Origin of the sequence: Clostridium sp. AM22-11AC (genome assembly GCF_003473545.1) — a bacterium.
Taxonomy (GTDB): Bacteria; Bacillota; Clostridia; order Lachnospirales; family Lachnospiraceae; genus Enterocloster.
The window spans coordinates 22,336-39,535 of the sequence record NZ_QUCM01000021.1; the positions used below are offsets into that span (position 1 = coordinate 22,336).

Annotated in this window: 12 protein-coding genes and 1 tRNA gene; 11 read left to right on the plus strand and 2 right to left on the minus strand. The window is 42.7% G+C overall.

What is annotated here, in order from left to right:
- The first annotated feature begins 56 nt into the window (after positions 1-56).
- Both DW251_RS14510 and DW251_RS14515 read left to right on the plus strand, forming a co-directional pair.
- Positions 57-2,129, plus strand: a complete 2,073-nt coding sequence (locus tag DW251_RS14510) for a DNA topoisomerase (protein ID WP_118301573.1) — start codon at positions 57-59, stop codon at positions 2,127-2,129.
- A gap of 5 nt (positions 2,130-2,134) precedes the next feature.
- The gene (locus DW251_RS14515; RefSeq protein ID WP_021870157.1) at positions 2,135-2,866 is read left to right on the plus strand and encodes a hypothetical protein; all 732 of its coding nucleotides are present in this window, start codon (positions 2,135-2,137) and stop codon (positions 2,864-2,866) included.
- A 175-nt stretch (positions 2,867-3,041) separates the two neighbouring features.
- On the opposite strand, the gene upp is transcribed toward DW251_RS14515, so the two are convergent.
- Positions 3,042-3,671, minus strand: a complete 630-nt coding sequence (upp, locus tag DW251_RS14520) for a uracil phosphoribosyltransferase (protein WP_021870159.1) — start codon at positions 3,669-3,671, stop codon at positions 3,042-3,044.
- A 101-nt stretch (positions 3,672-3,772) separates the two neighbouring features.
- Positions 3,773-4,597 carry a hypothetical protein gene (locus DW251_RS14525; protein ID WP_021870160.1) on the minus strand — a complete coding sequence of 275 codons (825 nt, stop codon included), beginning with the start codon at positions 4,595-4,597 and terminating at the stop codon, positions 3,773-3,775.
- Between the two features lie 187 nt (positions 4,598-4,784).
- Here DW251_RS14525 and DW251_RS14530 point away from each other — a divergent pair, with 187 nt between their 5' ends.
- The 9 genes from DW251_RS14530 (at position 4,785) to polA (ending at position 17,167) form a co-directional block, all read left to right on the plus strand.
- Entirely contained in the window at positions 4,785-4,967 is a 183-nt protein-coding gene (locus DW251_RS14530) for a hypothetical protein (RefSeq protein WP_118301574.1), read from the plus strand.
- Positions 4,968-5,082: 115 nt separating this feature from the next.
- The gene (locus DW251_RS14535) at positions 5,083-6,168 is read left to right on the plus strand and encodes a bacterial transcriptional activator domain-containing protein (RefSeq protein ID WP_147352241.1); all 1,086 of its coding nucleotides are present in this window, start codon (positions 5,083-5,085) and stop codon (positions 6,166-6,168) included.
- Between the two features lie 263 nt (positions 6,169-6,431).
- Complete coding sequence (locus tag DW251_RS14545; protein ID WP_118301577.1) at positions 6,432-10,181, plus strand: prealbumin-like fold domain-containing protein; 3,750 nt, start codon at positions 6,432-6,434, stop codon at positions 10,179-10,181.
- Positions 10,182-10,304: 123 nt separating this feature from the next.
- Positions 10,305-11,747: a SpaH/EbpB family LPXTG-anchored major pilin gene (locus DW251_RS14550; protein ID WP_182433636.1), complete on the plus strand. Its 1,443-nt coding sequence runs from the start codon at positions 10,305-10,307 to the stop codon at positions 11,745-11,747.
- Between the two features lie 100 nt (positions 11,748-11,847).
- Positions 11,848-12,828, plus strand: coding sequence for a class C sortase (locus DW251_RS14555; protein ID WP_021869022.1), 981 nt, complete (start codon positions 11,848-11,850; stop codon positions 12,826-12,828).
- Entirely contained in the window at positions 12,812-13,618 is an 807-nt protein-coding gene (locus DW251_RS14560; RefSeq protein ID WP_182433637.1) for an LPXTG cell wall anchor domain-containing protein, read from the plus strand. The genes DW251_RS14555 and DW251_RS14560 overlap by 17 nt, the downstream gene beginning before the upstream one ends.
- Before the next feature lie 147 nt (positions 13,619-13,765).
- A tRNA-Leu gene (locus tag DW251_RS14565) sits at positions 13,766-13,848 on the plus strand.
- Positions 13,849-14,045: 197 nt separating this feature from the next.
- Complete coding sequence (locus DW251_RS14570) at positions 14,046-14,390, plus strand: zf-HC2 domain-containing protein (protein WP_021870559.1); 345 nt, start codon at positions 14,046-14,048, stop codon at positions 14,388-14,390.
- Between the two features lie 29 nt (positions 14,391-14,419).
- Positions 14,420-17,167, plus strand: a complete 2,748-nt coding sequence (gene polA / locus DW251_RS14575) for a DNA polymerase I (protein ID WP_118301580.1) — start codon at positions 14,420-14,422, stop codon at positions 17,165-17,167.
- The last annotated feature ends 33 nt before the right edge of the window (positions 17,168-17,200 follow it).

Genomic DNA, 17,200 nt, shown 5'->3' on the forward strand with positions numbered 1-17,200 from the left:
GAGCCCTGAAAAAATGGTATACTTATAAAATATGTCTTTAAATAATGAGGAATCAAATGTCAAAATCATTATACATTGCGGAAAAGCCCAGTGTAGCCCAGCAGTTTGCAGATGCATTGAAAATACGGGGACGTCGCGGAGACGGCTATATCGAGTCAGATGAGGCGATCGTCACCTGGTGCGTGGGACATCTGGTGACCATGAGTTACCCGGAAGCCTACGATATGAAATACAAGCGCTGGAGTCTGAATACACTTCCTTTTCTGCCAAAAGAATTCAAATATGAAGTAATACCAAGTGTGGAAAAGCAGTTTTCCATTGTAAAAGGACTTCTTACAAGGCCGGATGTAGATACTATTTATGTCTGCACCGACTCCGGACGGGAAGGAGAGTATATTTACCGTCTGGTAGCCCAGATGGCTGGTGTAAAGGACAAGCACCAGAAGCGTGTGTGGATCGACTCCCAGACCGAAGAGGAGATCCTTCGCGGGATCCGGGAAGCAAAAGATGAGTCTGAATATGACAACCTTTCTGCCTCTGCTTACTTAAGAGCCAAAGAAGATTACCTTATGGGTATCAATTTTTCCAGAGTACTGACCCTGCGCTACGGGCCGTCTATGTCTCAGTATCTGGGAACAAAATTTACAGTCCTTTCCGTAGGCCGTGTTATGACCTGTGTCCTGGGAATGGTAGTCCGCAGGGAGCGGGAAATACGAAACTTTGTAAAAACCCCGTTCTACCGTGTTCTTGGAAGCTTTCAGGCAACTGCAAAAGACGGTACACCTGTGCTGTTAGACGCAGAGTGGAAGGCGGTAGAAGGCTCTAAATATTTTGGAACGCCCTATCTTTATAAAGAAAATGGTTTTAAAGAAAGGGAGAAAGCAGAAGAGCTGATCGCCTACTTAAAAGAAGAGCCGCCTTTAGAGGCAAAAGTCCTTTCCAAAGAAAAGAAGAAAGAAACGAAAAATCCGCCTCTTCTTTATAACCTTGCGGAACTTCAGAATGACTGTTCCAAAATGTTTAAAATAAGCCCGGATGAGACTTTGAAAGTGGTCCAGGAACTGTATGAGAAAAAGCTGGTCACATATCCGAGAACTGATGCCAGAGTCCTTTCAACAGCTGTTGCAAAGGAGATCTATAAAAATATTAACGGTCTCATGCGCTATGAACCAATGGCAGGTTTTGCAAAAGAAGCAATGAATCTTGGAAGTTTTAAAGGGATCGCAAAGACCCGTTATGTCAATGACAAGCAGATCACAGACCATTATGCCATCATTCCTACAGGACAGGGAATGGGAAACTTGCGCGGACTGTCCCCGTTATCTGAAAAGGTCTATCAGGTAGTTTGCCGCCGGTTTTTAAGCATCTTTTATCCGGCTGCCATTTACCAGAAATACAGTCTGGTACTGGAACGGAAAAAAGAACAGTTTTTTGCAAGCTTTAAAGTGCTGTCAGAACCTGGTTATTTAAAGGTGGCAGATGTGAACCTGGCAAAGAAAAGCAGCATCCAGGAGACCTTTTCTGATGAGAAAGAGGGAAATTCTGCACAAACAGATGAAAAAAACGCGGAAATTCCGAAAGTTGACCGAACTCTGCTGTTACAGGTGCTTGCAGATTTGAAAAAAAATGATATACTTACTATAGCGGATCTGAAGGTGAAGGAAGGAGAGACTTCTCCACCAAAAAGATATACCTCCGGTTCCATGATCCTGGCTATGGAAAATGCCGGCCAGCTGATCGAAGATGAGGAGCTGCGGGCCCAGATCAAGGGCAGCGGCATCGGCACCAGTGCCACCAGAGCGGAGATACTGAAAAAACTGGTCAGTATCAAATATCTGAGTTTAAATCAGAAGACCCAGGTGATAACCCCGTCTCTGTTGGGAGAGATGGTTTATGAAGTGGTGGACCACTCCATCAGGCAGTTATTAAATCCTGAGCTGACTGCTAGCTGGGAAAAAGGTCTGACTTATGTGGCGGAAGGTTCCATTACATCGGATGAATACATGGAAAAACTGGAACGTTTTGTTGCAATGCGCACTGTAAACGTGACCAGATTGAATAACCAGTATGATATGCGGGGACTTTTTGACGCGGCTGCCGCCTTTTACAAAACAAAAAAGGAGAACTGATTACAATGAAACTGAAGGAAATGAAAATTAAAGAGCTGTTTGATACAAGCCATACAATTGCTGAGAGAATTTTTGATAATCATACTTATGCCTGGGAAGTACTTCCGGAGATCGGTGATTTCATCCGTTCTTTAGGACCTCTTCTTCCGGAAAATGAATACCGCAAGATCGGCACTGATATCTGGGTACACAAGAGCGCAAAAGTAGCACCTACCATTATGATGGCTGGTCCTATGATCATCTGTGAAGGCGCAAATGTACGTCACAGCGCATTCTTAAGAGGAAATGTTATCATCGGCGCTGGCGCTGTTGTAGGCAACTCCTGTGAATTAAAGAATGCTCTGATCTTTGACGAAGCACAGATCCCACACTTTAACTATGTTGGTGACTCCGTACTTGGATATAAGGCTCATATGGGCGCAGGCGCAGTTACTTCCAATGTAAAGTCTGACAAGTCTTTAGTTGTAGTACACGCAGAAGATAAGGACGTAGCTACCGGATTTAAGAAATTTGGCGCGATCCTTGGTGATGGCGTAGAAGTAGGCTGCAACAGTGTTCTTAATCCAGGAACTGTTGTAGGTAAGGAAAGCAACATCTACCCATTATCCAGCGTAAGAGGCTGTGTTGCTGCTCACTCCATCTACAAGAGCCAGGACAATATCGTAGCAAAGGAAAACCGTGAAGAAGCTCCGGCACCAAAGAAGAGAGCAACCAGAAAGCCAAAGGTTGTGAAATAACGTAATGTGCGCAGCAAAAAACAAGCGGCTGCGGTAGCAGACATTTGTTTTTTGCAAGCCATTAACGAACGAACCGCCCGCGAAAGCGGGCAGTGGAGCGCGTAAGCGCGTGGTTCGTGAGTGAAGAATATATAATAAAACCCCCGCTAACCAGCGGGGGTTAATTTTTTACGTCCTATTTTGTTCCGAAGATACGATCTCCCGCATCTCCAAGACCTGGGCAGATATACGCATTTTCATTTAAACATCTGTCTAAATGTCCAACATAAATCTGAATGTCCGGATGTGCTTCCTGCAGTTTCTTAAGACCTTCCGGTGCTGCGATGATGGCCATAAATTTGATCTTCTTTCCACCGTGCTGCTTGATGAAATTAACAGCTGCAACAGCAGATCCACCGGTTGCCAGCATTGGGTCAGTAACAACAATGGTACGTTCCTCGATCGGATCCGGAAGTTTGCAGTAATATTCATGAGGCTCATGTGTCTCCTCATCTCTGTAAAGACCGATATGTCCGACCTTAGCACTTGGAACCAGTGCCAGGATACCGTTTACCATACCAAGACCTGCTCTTAAGATCGGCACAACTGCCAGCTTACGGCCTGCGATCATAGGTGTCATACAGGTCTCGATTGGTGTCTCAACTTCTACATCTTCCAGAGGAAGATCTCTTAAAGCTTCGTATCCCATCAGCATGGCGATCTCTTCGATCAAAGCACGGAATTCATTTGTACCGGTGCTTTTCTTTCTTAAAATAGAGATCTTGTGCTGGATCAATGGGTGATCAAAAACAATTACATTTTCCATAGTTTTTTGCTGCTCCTTATTCGTGTTGTATAAGACACAGATACTTGTCTGTCTTTTCTGTTTCCTATTATAACTGATAGCGTGGATAATGGCAACGTTAATTACTTGGTAGAAGGATCAAATGCAACGATCACATAATCTCCCAAAGCGTGGGGGACCGGAACGGAAAAGCAGATAGTTCCGTGGTTTTCATAGCTGAAGGATTCCGGCCATACAGTATCAGATGCCAGCGGAAAGTCGGCTCCGTTAAATACCTCTGTAAGGATATCCAGATCCAAACTGTCACGATACTCTAAAAAAGCTTCCTTCTGATCCTGGGTTATACCTACAAATTCCACATCATCACTTAAAACATAACCGGCCATAGTGTAGCCATCTGTGTAATCAGAAAGCCCAAGATTTCTTACCTGGTTCAGATCCACTGTGTTGGTATAAAAAACACTGACAGGATAAGCAGCTCCATTACTCATGCGGTCTCCTTTGTAAACAGCAGTGAGACGCTTCCGGTCTGCAGATATGACTTCGCATTTTACAGTAAGAGTATCTGCGGTTTCATCCAGATCGTTTGCCTGAATAATGGAAAGGGCATTGGTCTTTAAAAGTTCATTTACATTGTCCTGTTTTGCGCTGTCGTTCATCTGGCTTACCACCGGATATTGAATGGAAATATTTCCGGAAGAATAAGTCTCAAGCTGTACGCTGATACCTGTAGTTCCTTCTTTAACAGTCTCACTTTCCTGAACAGAAGAACTTTCCTCCACAGTTGCAGGTTCTGTTGCTTCCGGGACACTGGTAGCTTCCTGGGTATGTATGGTAGACAGATCCGTATCCGCCGGAGCGAGACCAAAGATAAGACCGATGGAAACTGCGCCGACCACAACAGCAGCACCTATGGCACCGATAATGATCTTTTTGGTTGTATCCATAATTATTTCCTCCTCGTATAGTATTTCTTCCTTATTATATATTACTCTGCTTTTATGGACTCTGTATAAAGAAATACTTACAAATTCATGAAGGATAACAGGAATATATTTTCATTTCCTTTCATATAGTATAAGAGCGTGTCAAAAAGGTTATGTCACGCAGGATAAAAACGGGAGGGAATGTAAAATGACATATTTAGAACTGGTTGCAGCAGTAGGCAGCGTACCTATGGATATTGCCTGTATGTACTTTAACGGCAGGCTGACAGAACGGGAAATGAAAAATGTGATCGGTTGGAAAAAGGCCGGTCTGGTGGAATGTTTTTATCTGCAAAATAGAAATGATGAAAATAATCAAATCCGTAAATGAATATTGAAAATAAATACCCCTTGTGCTACATTTATAATTAGGTGTGAACAAAAGCAAAGGGACTGTTGATGTGGGAGAGAAGAAGTTATATGTTAATTTATTAGGAGAGTTTTCTGTGTGGTACGGAGACAAAAAGGTGTACATGGGACGTACATCTACCGGCCGCCAGGCACAGCTGTTCCAGCTTCTGATGATCAGTCCGGGATTTCAGATATCCAAGGAAAAATTAATGGCTGACATTTATAAATCAGGAGAGTTCAATAACCGGAACAACAGTGTCAACAATGCGATCTATCGTCTGAGAAAAATGCTCACGGATGCGGGGGTTCCAGGTGACGAATATATCGCCATTGAAAATGGAAACTGTGTGTGGAAAGAAGATATACCTGTTCAGGTAGATACTGTGGAATTCAAACGGCTGTTAGAAGAAAGCCGGGATGCAGAAGATGATGATAAACTTCATATACTTCAGGAAGCCTGGCTTCTCTACAGAGGACCGCTGCTTGCCAGCAATTCCATTGAAGAATGGGCTATTCCTGAGAATCTTCATTATAAAGAACTGTATCGTGACTGTACCAACCAGATCGCGGATATATTAAAAGAAAAAGAACGCTGGGAAGATCTGTATACCCTGTATACAACTGCATTGGGAATAGAGACTTACGAGGAATGGCAGTTAGGGCAGCTGGATGCGCTGATCGCTTTAGGAGAGTATGAGAAAGCATATAAAACATATGAAAAAGCGGTCCGGATCTATACAGAAGTTTCGGATCTGCCTGTTTCCGAAGAGATGTTAAAGCGTTCCCGCAAGATCAGCCAGTACTTAAAAGGTGGTTATGAGGATCTTGACGATATCCAGGTAAGCTTTCTGGAAGTAGCCAAGAAAAGTGAAGAACAGGTATATGAGTGCCCATATCCAAACTTTATGGATGTGTACTGTTCCATCTTAAGACTTGGTGCCCGTATAGAGGTTGTTTCCTGCCTGATGCAGTGTACCATTGTAAATAGGAAGAAACTGCCGGTACAAAAGGCAGTTGCAGCGAAAAAAAGCGCCCTTCTTTTACAGGCGATCAAACAGACGCTGCGTTATGGTGATATATTTACGCAGTATAATACATCAAGATTTCTGATCATACTAAATCATACTAAAAAGGAAAATGGAAAGATCGTCTTTAACCGGATCGCCAAAGTTTACGAATAACTTGGCGGAAATCGCAGGGATATTGACTATCAGATCACTCCTATGTATCAGGAATAATATAATTGTTCATATTGTCCAACAGATATCTCAGACAGATTAAACTCTGCCTGGGATATTTTTTAAAATTAAAATATTTCTTCAAAAATGGCACTTTTTTTGTAACTTGTGATAAAAACCGTGATAAGGAAAATGATACCATAAATACAACAAGAGAAGAGGTAATTGTCAGACAGTTGAACATATATTATTGAGGAGGGAGTTGTATGAATCAGCTACGCAAAGCGAAAAGCAGAAGACACGCTGTGTTGCCTCGTAAGTATATAAAGGTGGTTGTTACATATGTACTGTTATTTGCCATTGTATTCAGCAATATGAGCAACCCACTACTCAATGTATTTGCAGGGCAGAAAAAAGAAGAATTCCGAATTCATGCGGATGAACTCCAACGGGCAGCAGAAGAAGCCCTGGAGGAAGGACACATCGTCGAGGAACCATTAGACTTCTATACGAAAGACTCTTCGTTATTAAAAGAATACGAAGAACTGTTCGCAGCAGACGGTACTCTCTATGAGATCTTTCCGGATTATGAGAGAGAATATTATCTGGACGATATCGAACTTCGGATCTTCCTTCGGATCAGTCCTGATGCAGATCCAGACTCCTACGCACTGACCGGAGAAGAAACACTGATCTTCCTTTATACAAACGGAGGAGAAGAAACAGTAGCAGGCAGGGTAAATATTGACGGATACATTTCCGGTATCTGCAGCCTGAAATCTTATATGACTGCATTTGAAAAGAAAGAAAACAGCGGCAGCCATAACAGCGGTAACAGCAGCAGCTCCGGAACAAAAACAAAACCGCGAATTGATCCTTCAGAAACTGAGACAGCAGAAGAAGTTCCAGGAACAGATCAGGAACCAACTGATGATGGAGAAAAAAACTCACAGGTTGACTCCGAAACAGAAGAAGTAAAAGAGCCGGAAGCTTCTGATGCAGGAAAAAATGATGATGAGGATAAATCTCACGAAGATGGTTCTGGCGCAGATAATTCCAACACAGAAAACAACGGATCTGACAATGAGGAAAATCCGGATACAGAAGATGAGAATGATGCCTCTGAAAACACTCCGGACGAGAACCAGGAAGAAAATACTTCTGATAATGAAAATTCAGAAGATACTGGTTCCGATAATGAGGACCAGGGAGAAGAAGCATCCGACAACGGTGACTCTTCCGAGGATGCCGGTGATACAGCAGACGATACAGACAACAGCAGTTCATCTGATACAGTTGCTTCCATTTCTATCCATTCCAGAATTTTCCTGACAGATACAATGCAGGAAGAGACGGAAGAGGAAACAGAGGCACCAACAGAAGAAGAAACTGAAAAGGAAACGGAACCGGAGACCGATCCTGTACCAGAGGAAACAACACCTAAAGAAACCACTGCTGATGAAACTCTTCCGCAGGAAACACCAGAAGAGACAACAGCAGCAGAAAGCAAAGATAATACCGGCACAACAGAAACAGGAGCAGCTGCACAGCCTGAAACAGAAGAAACAACAGCTGCAGATGATACAAAACTTTCTGATCTGCCGGGGGCAGTAGAAGAGACAGAAACAGAACCTGGATTTGAACGTGTCGGAGTATTAAAAGGTGAGACTTACAACCTGGTAGCATTAGATCAGACAATAACAGCAAGAGCTTTCACCGCAAAGCTTTCTGATATGGGATTTGACAAAGATGAACTGGAAAGCCAGGGACACATCATCAATTACATGATCGATCCTGTAGGCAGCGCAGAACTTGTAAAAGCACCAAAACTTACAAGAGACGGCGCAGAAGTAACCTTTGGTGTGATCCCGCAGACAGGTTATAAGATAACAGAAGTCACTGCAAACGGTGTGGAACTGGAAGAGACCGATCCGGAAAACATCGCCAGCCCGTCCAATGCAGAAAGAGCTGACGAAGCTGTCTACTATACGATCCCGGAAGTTTTAGAGGATCAGGAAGTAGAGATCTTCTTAGAGGAGATCGTACCGGGTACACATCCGGCATTCAACCAGGCTAAAACAGTAAACGGCGTGATCGTAACGGTTACAGCAGAAGAAGGTATCATTCCGGAAGGAACCGAACTTACAGTTACAGAAGTAACAGATCAGGTTCAGGAAGCTGTGATCGAGAAAACAGCCAGTGACGAAGAAGCTGATACAAATGTAACAGCTGTGATCGCATACGATATCAATCTTATGCTGGACGGCAAAAAGCTGAACAATGACTGGGGCCAGAGCCATCACGTAAATGTGAAATTCTCCGGCGAACGCATTGAACAGCTCAGTAAAGAAGCCGATACCCTCCAGGTAGCAACTCTGGAAACACCAACAGAAACCGTAGAAGCTGCCTTAGGCGGAACCGAAGAAATGCCGGTGGTAGACAACATTACCCCAGACAATATCCAGATCAATGCAGAAGGCAGAGAGAGTATTGATGTTGCAGGCGAAGCTTCTGTGGAGGCAGTGGAGTTTGAGGCGAGACATTTTACCGTTATTGCATTATTAGCTGAAAACGGAATAGCTGTTCAGGCAACGCAGAATGTAAGCTTGATTGCTGGAGAAACTAAGACAATTACAGGTACAGCAGGTGACGAAAGTTCTGATTATACTTCTTGGCGCTCTAATAACACTGGTGTTGTAACTGTAAAGGGCAATGGTTCTTCCGCAAGTATTACAGGAGTATCAAAAGGTACTGCAACCGTTACCCATGGTTATTATAATAATGGGTGGTATTATACAGAAACATTTAATGTAACAGTATCAGGATACAAATTATATTTTTACGCATTGATCCCAGGAAAAAATGCGGATGATAAAACAGATCCTAATACACGCTGGTTTGGTTTGGGTGTAGGTGGTATTGATGGTGAGTACTTAGAGGCACCTAGCCAATATACTGCGGATACGCGAATTGATAATAGCACTGTTACAATAGCTTATCCAAATCAGACTCCAGAATTTCCGGATATTACATATCCGAAAGCAGGAGTACAGGGAAGTACCACATATAAGTATGCAGCACCTGGCAGTGAACATGTAGGAGAAAAAGGATATTATACATTAGAGTTAATGCGTAATATCGTATCAAATGGTGCGAACGCAGGCTATAACGATTACAATTCAAAAGTTGCCGCAGGAACCAATACGTTTCATAGAGATTATATCATAGTGCTTAATACCACCAATAAAATAACGGTAGGTTATAAGGTCAAGTATCCGGACTCGACAACGTTTAACGCATTAGAAGGTTATACATGGACAGTTGATCAGGGAATAAAAGAGTCAGAAATTGAAAAGTTAAAACCTACATCAGCGGATATTGTTGGTGATAAAACTTATAATGATATTAAATATAAGTTTGATGGATGGTATGAAGACGAAGCGTGTACAATTAAAGCAACTTTTGCAGGAACAGTTACAGAAAATCCAACCTGGTATTATGGACGGTATATACCGGAGTCAGGAAATATTGTTTTAAAGAAAGTATTTAAAAAGACTAACGGTGAAAACGCAAGTGGTAATATGTTAAAGGTTAAGTTTTCATTATATCAAGCAACTGCAAGTGGTGAAATTGATTTAAACGCTCGTATATCTGAAAATATCACACCTGGTATAGATGGTCTTATTTCTTTAAAGAATTTACAAGACGGAAAGACATATTACCTTGTAGAAACCGCAACCAGTACAGGATTTACCTTAAAATCTGAACCAATAAAAATAACGATTGTATATGATAAGGATAACTCACAGTTAAAATATACGATTGAAACAAGTTTAGATCCGTATAGTGTAACAAATCCATATGTAATAGTCAACTATGCAGGAGTTATCTTACCAGATACCGGTGGTTCCGGACTTGATCATATCCGCCGCGTTGGATGGTCTGTAATTATCACATCCGTGTTATATGCAGGCATACAGTTAAGTCTGACATTGAAACGCAAGCGTGAAGAATAATACTTCACAGTAAAAACAATAGTAATAAACACTGCGGGGCACCCCGCTCCGCAGCGTATAAAAAATAATAAAAAATTAATTATCCAAAAGGGGAATTTTTCTAAAAAGAAAGGAAAGATGATTATGAAAAAGATGAGAAAAGTAGCGGGAATGTTAATGGCAGCAACAGTAGCAATGGCAATGCCTATGTCAGCAATGGCAGCAAGTATCACTGTAAATGGTGCATTTGAAAATGAAACTTACAAAGCGTATAAGATTTTTGATTATACTTCAAGTGGTGACTCTTATGCGTATACAATGTCTGCCGACAGTGCATGGAAATCTGTTGTTGAAGGATATGAATATGCATCTGGACAGAAATTATTCACTTTGACTCCAAGTGCTAATGATGCAAATGTATTAGTTGTAACAACTACAACAACCATGACAGAGGTAATGGCTGGAGATTTTGCAGCCTACTTATCAGAAAACAGCACTGGCAAGAGCGTAGATGAGACAGTAACTGCTTCTAAAGTTAACGGTGAAGTTGTAGCATCTTTTGATAGTTTAGGTGCAGGATATTATTTTGTAAATACTACAACAGGATCTGTTTGCTCTTTGGTAAATAAAGACTCATCACAGACATTACGTGAGAAGAACGATCTTCCTTCCATTGTTAAAAAGATTGTTACAACAGCAGAGGGGGTTGAAACTTTAGTTGATGCAACAACAGCATCTATTGGAGATAAAGTTACTTATAAGATTAAAGTGACTGATGGAAAAGGTACTGATAAAGAAATTACAGTACATGATACCATGGATGCTCAGTTAACTCTGGATGCCGCTTCTATTAAAGTAGAGCAGAATGGAAACGCTGTTGATAGCAGTAAGTATACAATTTCAACCTCAGGTTTAGAGACAGGTTGCACATTTGAAGTTAAGTTATCTGCTGATTTTGTAAAAGCGTTAGATCAGAATGACGAAGTTGAAATTATTTATGATGCAACATTAAGTGCGGATACAGTTGTCGGATCAGAAGGCAATCAGAATAGCGCCCATATTACTTATTCTGAGAGCTATATTCCTGGAAATGAAGTAAGTGTATATGCATATAAATTTGGTCTTGTAAAAACAGATACCAATAATAAAGTAATTTCTGGCGATAAATTTGCTAAATTTAGATTATATGAAGATGCAGCAAAAAACAAAGAAATTCCAGTAGTTAAATTAACAGATGGTACATACCGTCTTGCTGTAGAAGGCGAAACTGGTGTAGAAATTGAAGCTGGTGTTACTGAAATCAAAGGTCTTGGAAATGGAACTTACTATTTAGTGGAAACAGTAGCTCCACAGGGTTATAATTTATTAACTACTCCAACAGAAGTTGTAGTTGCAGATGCAGATAACAATGCAACCTTGAATACTGATGGAACAGAGTATGTAAGCGGTGGTGTACAGGTTATCAACTCTACCGGTACAATCCTTCCATCCACCGGTGGCATCGGTACAACAATCTTCTACGCAGCAGGTATCGTAGTAATGGCAGGCGCTGTATTCTTCGTAGTACGCAGCAGAAAGCATGACTAATTGACACGTAAATCCTATTCACGTATAATGGATTTATAAAAGACATTGTGAAAAAAGTTTTATGAAGTAACCATAAACCCAGGAGGTGCGGAAAGACCGGATGAGAAAACGAATTTCAACTATCATATTTGTGATCATTTTCCTGATCGGTCTTTCCATTCTCCTTTATCCTGCGGTCAGTGAGTATGTGAATGAGAGACATTCCTCACGGGCGATAGCTTCTTACGACAAGTTAGTAGAGGAACTTCCGGAGGCGGATTATTCCAAAGAACTGCAGGACGCACAGGCTTACAACGAATATCTTGCTCAGTTTGGCAATCTCAGTGAAGCAGCCAGTACAGAAAAAGACCGGGAAGACAGTCCTTATGAAGACCTTTTAAACACAGGTGGTTCGGGGATCATGAGTATCATTAATATACCGGGAATTGCAGTAGAACTTCCTGTATATCATGGTACTAGCGAAGGCGTCTTACAGGTAGCAGCAGGACATTACGAAGGTTCTTCCCTTCCTGTAGGCGGTGAAAGCACTCATGCGATCATCACCGGACACAGAGGACTTCCTTCAGCAAAGCTGTTTACGGATCTGGACCGCCTGGAAACAGGAGATGTGTTCTATCTGAAAACATTAGGAGAGATCCTGGAATATCAGATCGATCAGATCGTTACTGTACTTCCTTCCGAGGTAGACGGACTTTCCATTGAACCGGGAAAAGATTATGTGACACTGGTCACCTGTACTCCTTATGGTATCAACAGTCACCGGCTTCTGATCCGGGGAACACGGATCCCATATGATGAAAAATATGCAGAAAAGGTTCCGTTAAAACCGGCACCGGCAGTCAGTGACAGACCGGCGGAAGAGCAGGGACGCAAACTGGGTACAAGACAATGGATTCTATTTGCCATAGCTGCATTTGGAGTGGCAATCTTACTTGGAATCCTGGCACCTTCCGGAAAGAAGAAGGGAAAAGCCAGCAGCAAAACGGAAGAAACCGCTGACCAAAGAAACAAGGAACTCTCTCAGAACAGCAAAGCAGAGAAGAAAGAAGGAAGCCATGAAAAGAATGAAGAAGAAAAATAAAATGGCAGCTTTTCTGGCGGCAGTGATATTGATGACCATGAGCGTATGCCAGGGTGCATTCGCAGGCGAAACAGCAGGTATCGACACGGCCAGACCGGTATCTCTGACCATTGATCTGGAAGCGGAAAGTAAAAAAGCAACTATTTCCATTTACAAAGTAGGTGAATGGAATGGTGCAGAAGGAGCATATGCTCTGTCTCAGGAATTTACCGGTTCCGGAGCTGATATAGGAGATCATACTGCTACCGGCGTGCTGTCAGCTGCACAAACTCTGGAACAATTCATAAAAAATAATCAGATCGGAGCGTTGTCTACACAGGCAACTGCTTCCGGAAAGATCCAGTTTACAGGACTTTCATCCGGTTTGTATCTGGTATGCCAGTTCAAGGCTTCCGGTGATAATGTAACTGTAAGCCCGTATCTGACTACACTCCCGGTATTAAACGAAGAAACGAATACCTGGGTATATGATGTGAGATCCCTTCCGAAGTATGAAGCAGACTCCACTGGAGGCGGTGGCCACAGTGGTGGCGGCGGAGGCGGCGGTGGTTCCAGTACCACAGGACGTCACGCAGCCCAGACAAATGAGTCTGTAGACGTACCGGACAATGATGTTCCAAAAGCTGAAAATCCGATCGTGAAAGCAATTGAGGATGTACTGGTTCCATTAGGAATTCTCCCAAAAACCGGTGATAATTCTACTTCCATCGAGATCATGTCAGGGATCACCGTAATGAGTGCGGCACTCCTGGTATTGCTCATTGCAAAACGCAGGAGAAAAGATGCATAATAATAAAAACAGCGGTTGCCAGATAATTTGAGGCAGCCGCTGTTTTTATGTCATGACTGAACTGTAACATTCTTATTTAGAACTTATTCCAAAACCACTTGCAAAACCAAAAACTATATGGTAAAATAATTTTCGTTGTGAAGAAATGCCGGCGTGTCGGAATGGCAGACGATGCAGACTCAAAATCTGTTGCGGGTAACCGCGTGCGGGTTCAAGTCCCGCCGCCGGCATTACACCCTTGGCAGGGAGAAACCTTAGAAATAGCGTGAATACGTTGTTCCTAAGGTTTTTTTCTTTTTAGAAAATATTTTAAAAAATATTTAAGCATTTTTCTATACATTGAAAACCGCCCCATTTTAGTGTATGATGATATCTGAATTATGTTTTATTTCGTACAGCAGTTTTGCTGCAAAAGGAGGTGACTGCCATGACCTGCAGAGAGGCAGAGCGTCTGGTTATGCCTTATATCAATGGCAGTATAACAGATGAGGAACTGAAAGCATTTGTAGAACATATTGATCATTGCCCGGATTGCCGGGAGGAACTTGAGATATACTTTACAGTAGATGTGGGTATCAGGCAGCTGGATGAAGGTACCGGAAGCTACAACATCAAAGGTGCGTTGGAAACTGCACTGGAGCTTTCCCGCCAGCGGATCCACACGCTGAAACTTCTGCAAAATGCGATTTATGCAGTAAATACCCTTTGTTTCTGGTCTGTATTTGTGATACTGATCGTCCAGATCCGTATCTGGAGCCAGACTGGATTTTAAGAATAAATTATTGAAAAGGATTTTATATTATGGACAATAAACTGGTACTGATCGATGGACACAGTATTTTAAACCGGGCTTTTTATGGGGTTCCGGATCTGACCAATGCAGAAGGACTTCATACCAATGCAGTCTATGGCTTTTTAAATATCATGTTTAAGATATTGGAAGAAGAAAATGCAGACCATCTGGCGGTAGCCTTTGACCTGTCTGCGCCTACGTTCCGCCATAAGATGTATGATGCATACAAAGGCACCAGAAAACCGATGCCGGAAGAACTGCGGGAACAGGTACCTCTGATGAAGGAGGCACTGCAGACCATGAATATCCCTATCCTTACAATGGAGGGATATGAAGCGGACGATATCCTGGGAACTGTGGCAAAAAGATGTCAGGCGGAAGGAATCGAAGTATCTGTTGTTTCCGGCGACCGGGATCTTTTGCAGTTAGCGGATACCCACATTAAGATCCGTATCCCCAAGACCAGCAAAGGCAGCACACAGATCTATGATTATTATCCGGAAGATGTAAAAGAACAATACCAGGTAACACCAACGGAATTTATTGATGTAAAAGCTCTTATGGGAGATACTTCTGATAATATCCCAGGTGTGCCTTCTATTGGCGAGAAGACAGCGACTAATCTGATCGTATCCTATGGTTCTATTGAAAATGCCTATGCCCATGTAGATGAGATCAAGCCTCCAAGAGCCCAGAAAGCCCTTTCTGAGTATTATGACATGGCCCAGATGAGCAAGGAACTGGCAACGATCTGCATCACCTGTCCCATCCCATTTTCCTATGAAGAGGCTCTGATCGGCAATCTTTATACACCGGAAGCTTTTAAGTTTATGAAACGGATGGAATTTAAGTCCATCTTAAACCGTTTTGACTCTGCTTCCATGGAAGATAAGGAAAATGGTCCACAGAAGTCATTTAAGGAAGTTACAGATAAAAAAGAGGCGGAAAAGATCTTTAAGGCAGCGGAAAAAGCCGCTGTTACAGGTCTGCAGCTGATCACCGGAAGCAGGGCAAAGGTTTCGGAGAAAGCAGAACAGCTGACCTTCTCTTTTGATACGGATGGAACAGTCCATTCCGGCAAAAAGGCAAAATCTGCCTTTCTTCCTGTAACAGCCCTTGCGATCTGCACAGGTCCGGAAGAAATCTACTGTATCCGTGTGTCCGAGTCTCAGATCACAGACAGCTGGCTGACAGAAAAAGTACAAAACCTCTGTAAAAATGACACCGTTCATTCTGTCTGGGTCCTGGATCTTAAATCCATGCTGCCTCTGTTAAATCTTACAGACGAAGCACCGGTTTATGACGCAGGCGTTGCCGGTTATCTTTTAAATCCTTTAAAAGATACCTATGGTTATGATGATCTGGCAAGAGATTATCTTTCCATGACCATTCCTTCTAAAAGCGACCTGATCGGAAAAGAAAACCTGGGCGATCTGTTAGAAACAGGGGATGAAAAGGCGGTAACCTGTGCCTGCTATATGGGCTATATTGCCTGGAAAGCTGCAGAGCCTTTAAAGAGCCGCTTGGAGCAGGAAGAAATGTATAAGCTGTATACAGAGATCGAGATGCCTCTGATCTACAGCTTGTGGCATATGGAACAGGAAGGTGTCCTTGTAAAAAGGGACAAGTTAAAAGAATATGGAGATACCCTAAAAGTAGGGATCAAAAAACTGGAAACAGAGATCTATGCTGAAACAGGAAAAGAATTTAATATCAATTCCCCGAAACAGCTGGGAGAGATCCTGTTTGGTGAAATGCAGCTTCCAGGTGGAAAGAAGACCAAGACAGGTTATTCTACAGCAGCGGAAGTTCTGGAAAAACTGGCTCCGGAGCATCCGGTGGTACAGAAGATCCTGGATTACCGCCAGCTGACCAAGTTAAATTCTACCTATGCAGAAGGCCTTGCAGCTTATATCAGCGAAGACGGCCGTATCCATGGAAAATTTAACCAAACTATAACAGCTACGGGCCGTATCAGCAGTACAGAGCCAAACCTGCAGAACATTCCGGTGCGTATGGAACTGGGACGTCAGATACGAAAGGTATTTGTCCCGAAAGAGGGCTATATTTTTACAGATGCCGATTATTCCCAGATCGAACTGCGTATTTTGGCCCATATGTCCGGGGATGAGCGCCTGATCGAGGCTTACAGGGAGTCCAGGGATATCCATGCCACTACAGCATCCCAGGTATTCCATGTGCCTTTAGAGGAAGTAACCCCTCTTCAGAGAAGAAATGCAAAGGCAGTAAACTTTGGTATTGTATACGGCATCAGTGCTTTCGGCCTCAGTGAGGATCTGAGTATTTCCAGAAAAGAGGCAAAGGAATATATTGAACGGTATTTTGAGACTTATCCGAAAGTAAAGGAATTTCTGGACAGTTTGGTAAAGCAGGGAAAAGAGCAGGGATATGTGACGACTCTTTATGGCAGACGCCGTCCGATCCCGGAATTTAAGTCCTCTAATTTTATGCAGCGCCAGTTTGGGGAACGTGTGGCAATGAATTCCCCGATCCAGGGAACAGCAGCTGATATTATGAAGATCGCCATGATCGCAGTAGACAGGGAACTGCGAAAGAGAGGGCTTTCCTCCCGCATTGTTTTACAGATCCACGATGAACTTCTGATCGAGACTGCAGAAAATGAAGTGGAAGAGGTAAAAGAGATCCTTACAGACAAGATGAAACATGCTGCAAATTTAAAGGTTTCACTGGAAGTTGACGCGAAAACAGGAGCATCCTGGTTTGACGCAAAATAGATCATAAGCGTATAGGATACGATTAAGGAGCAG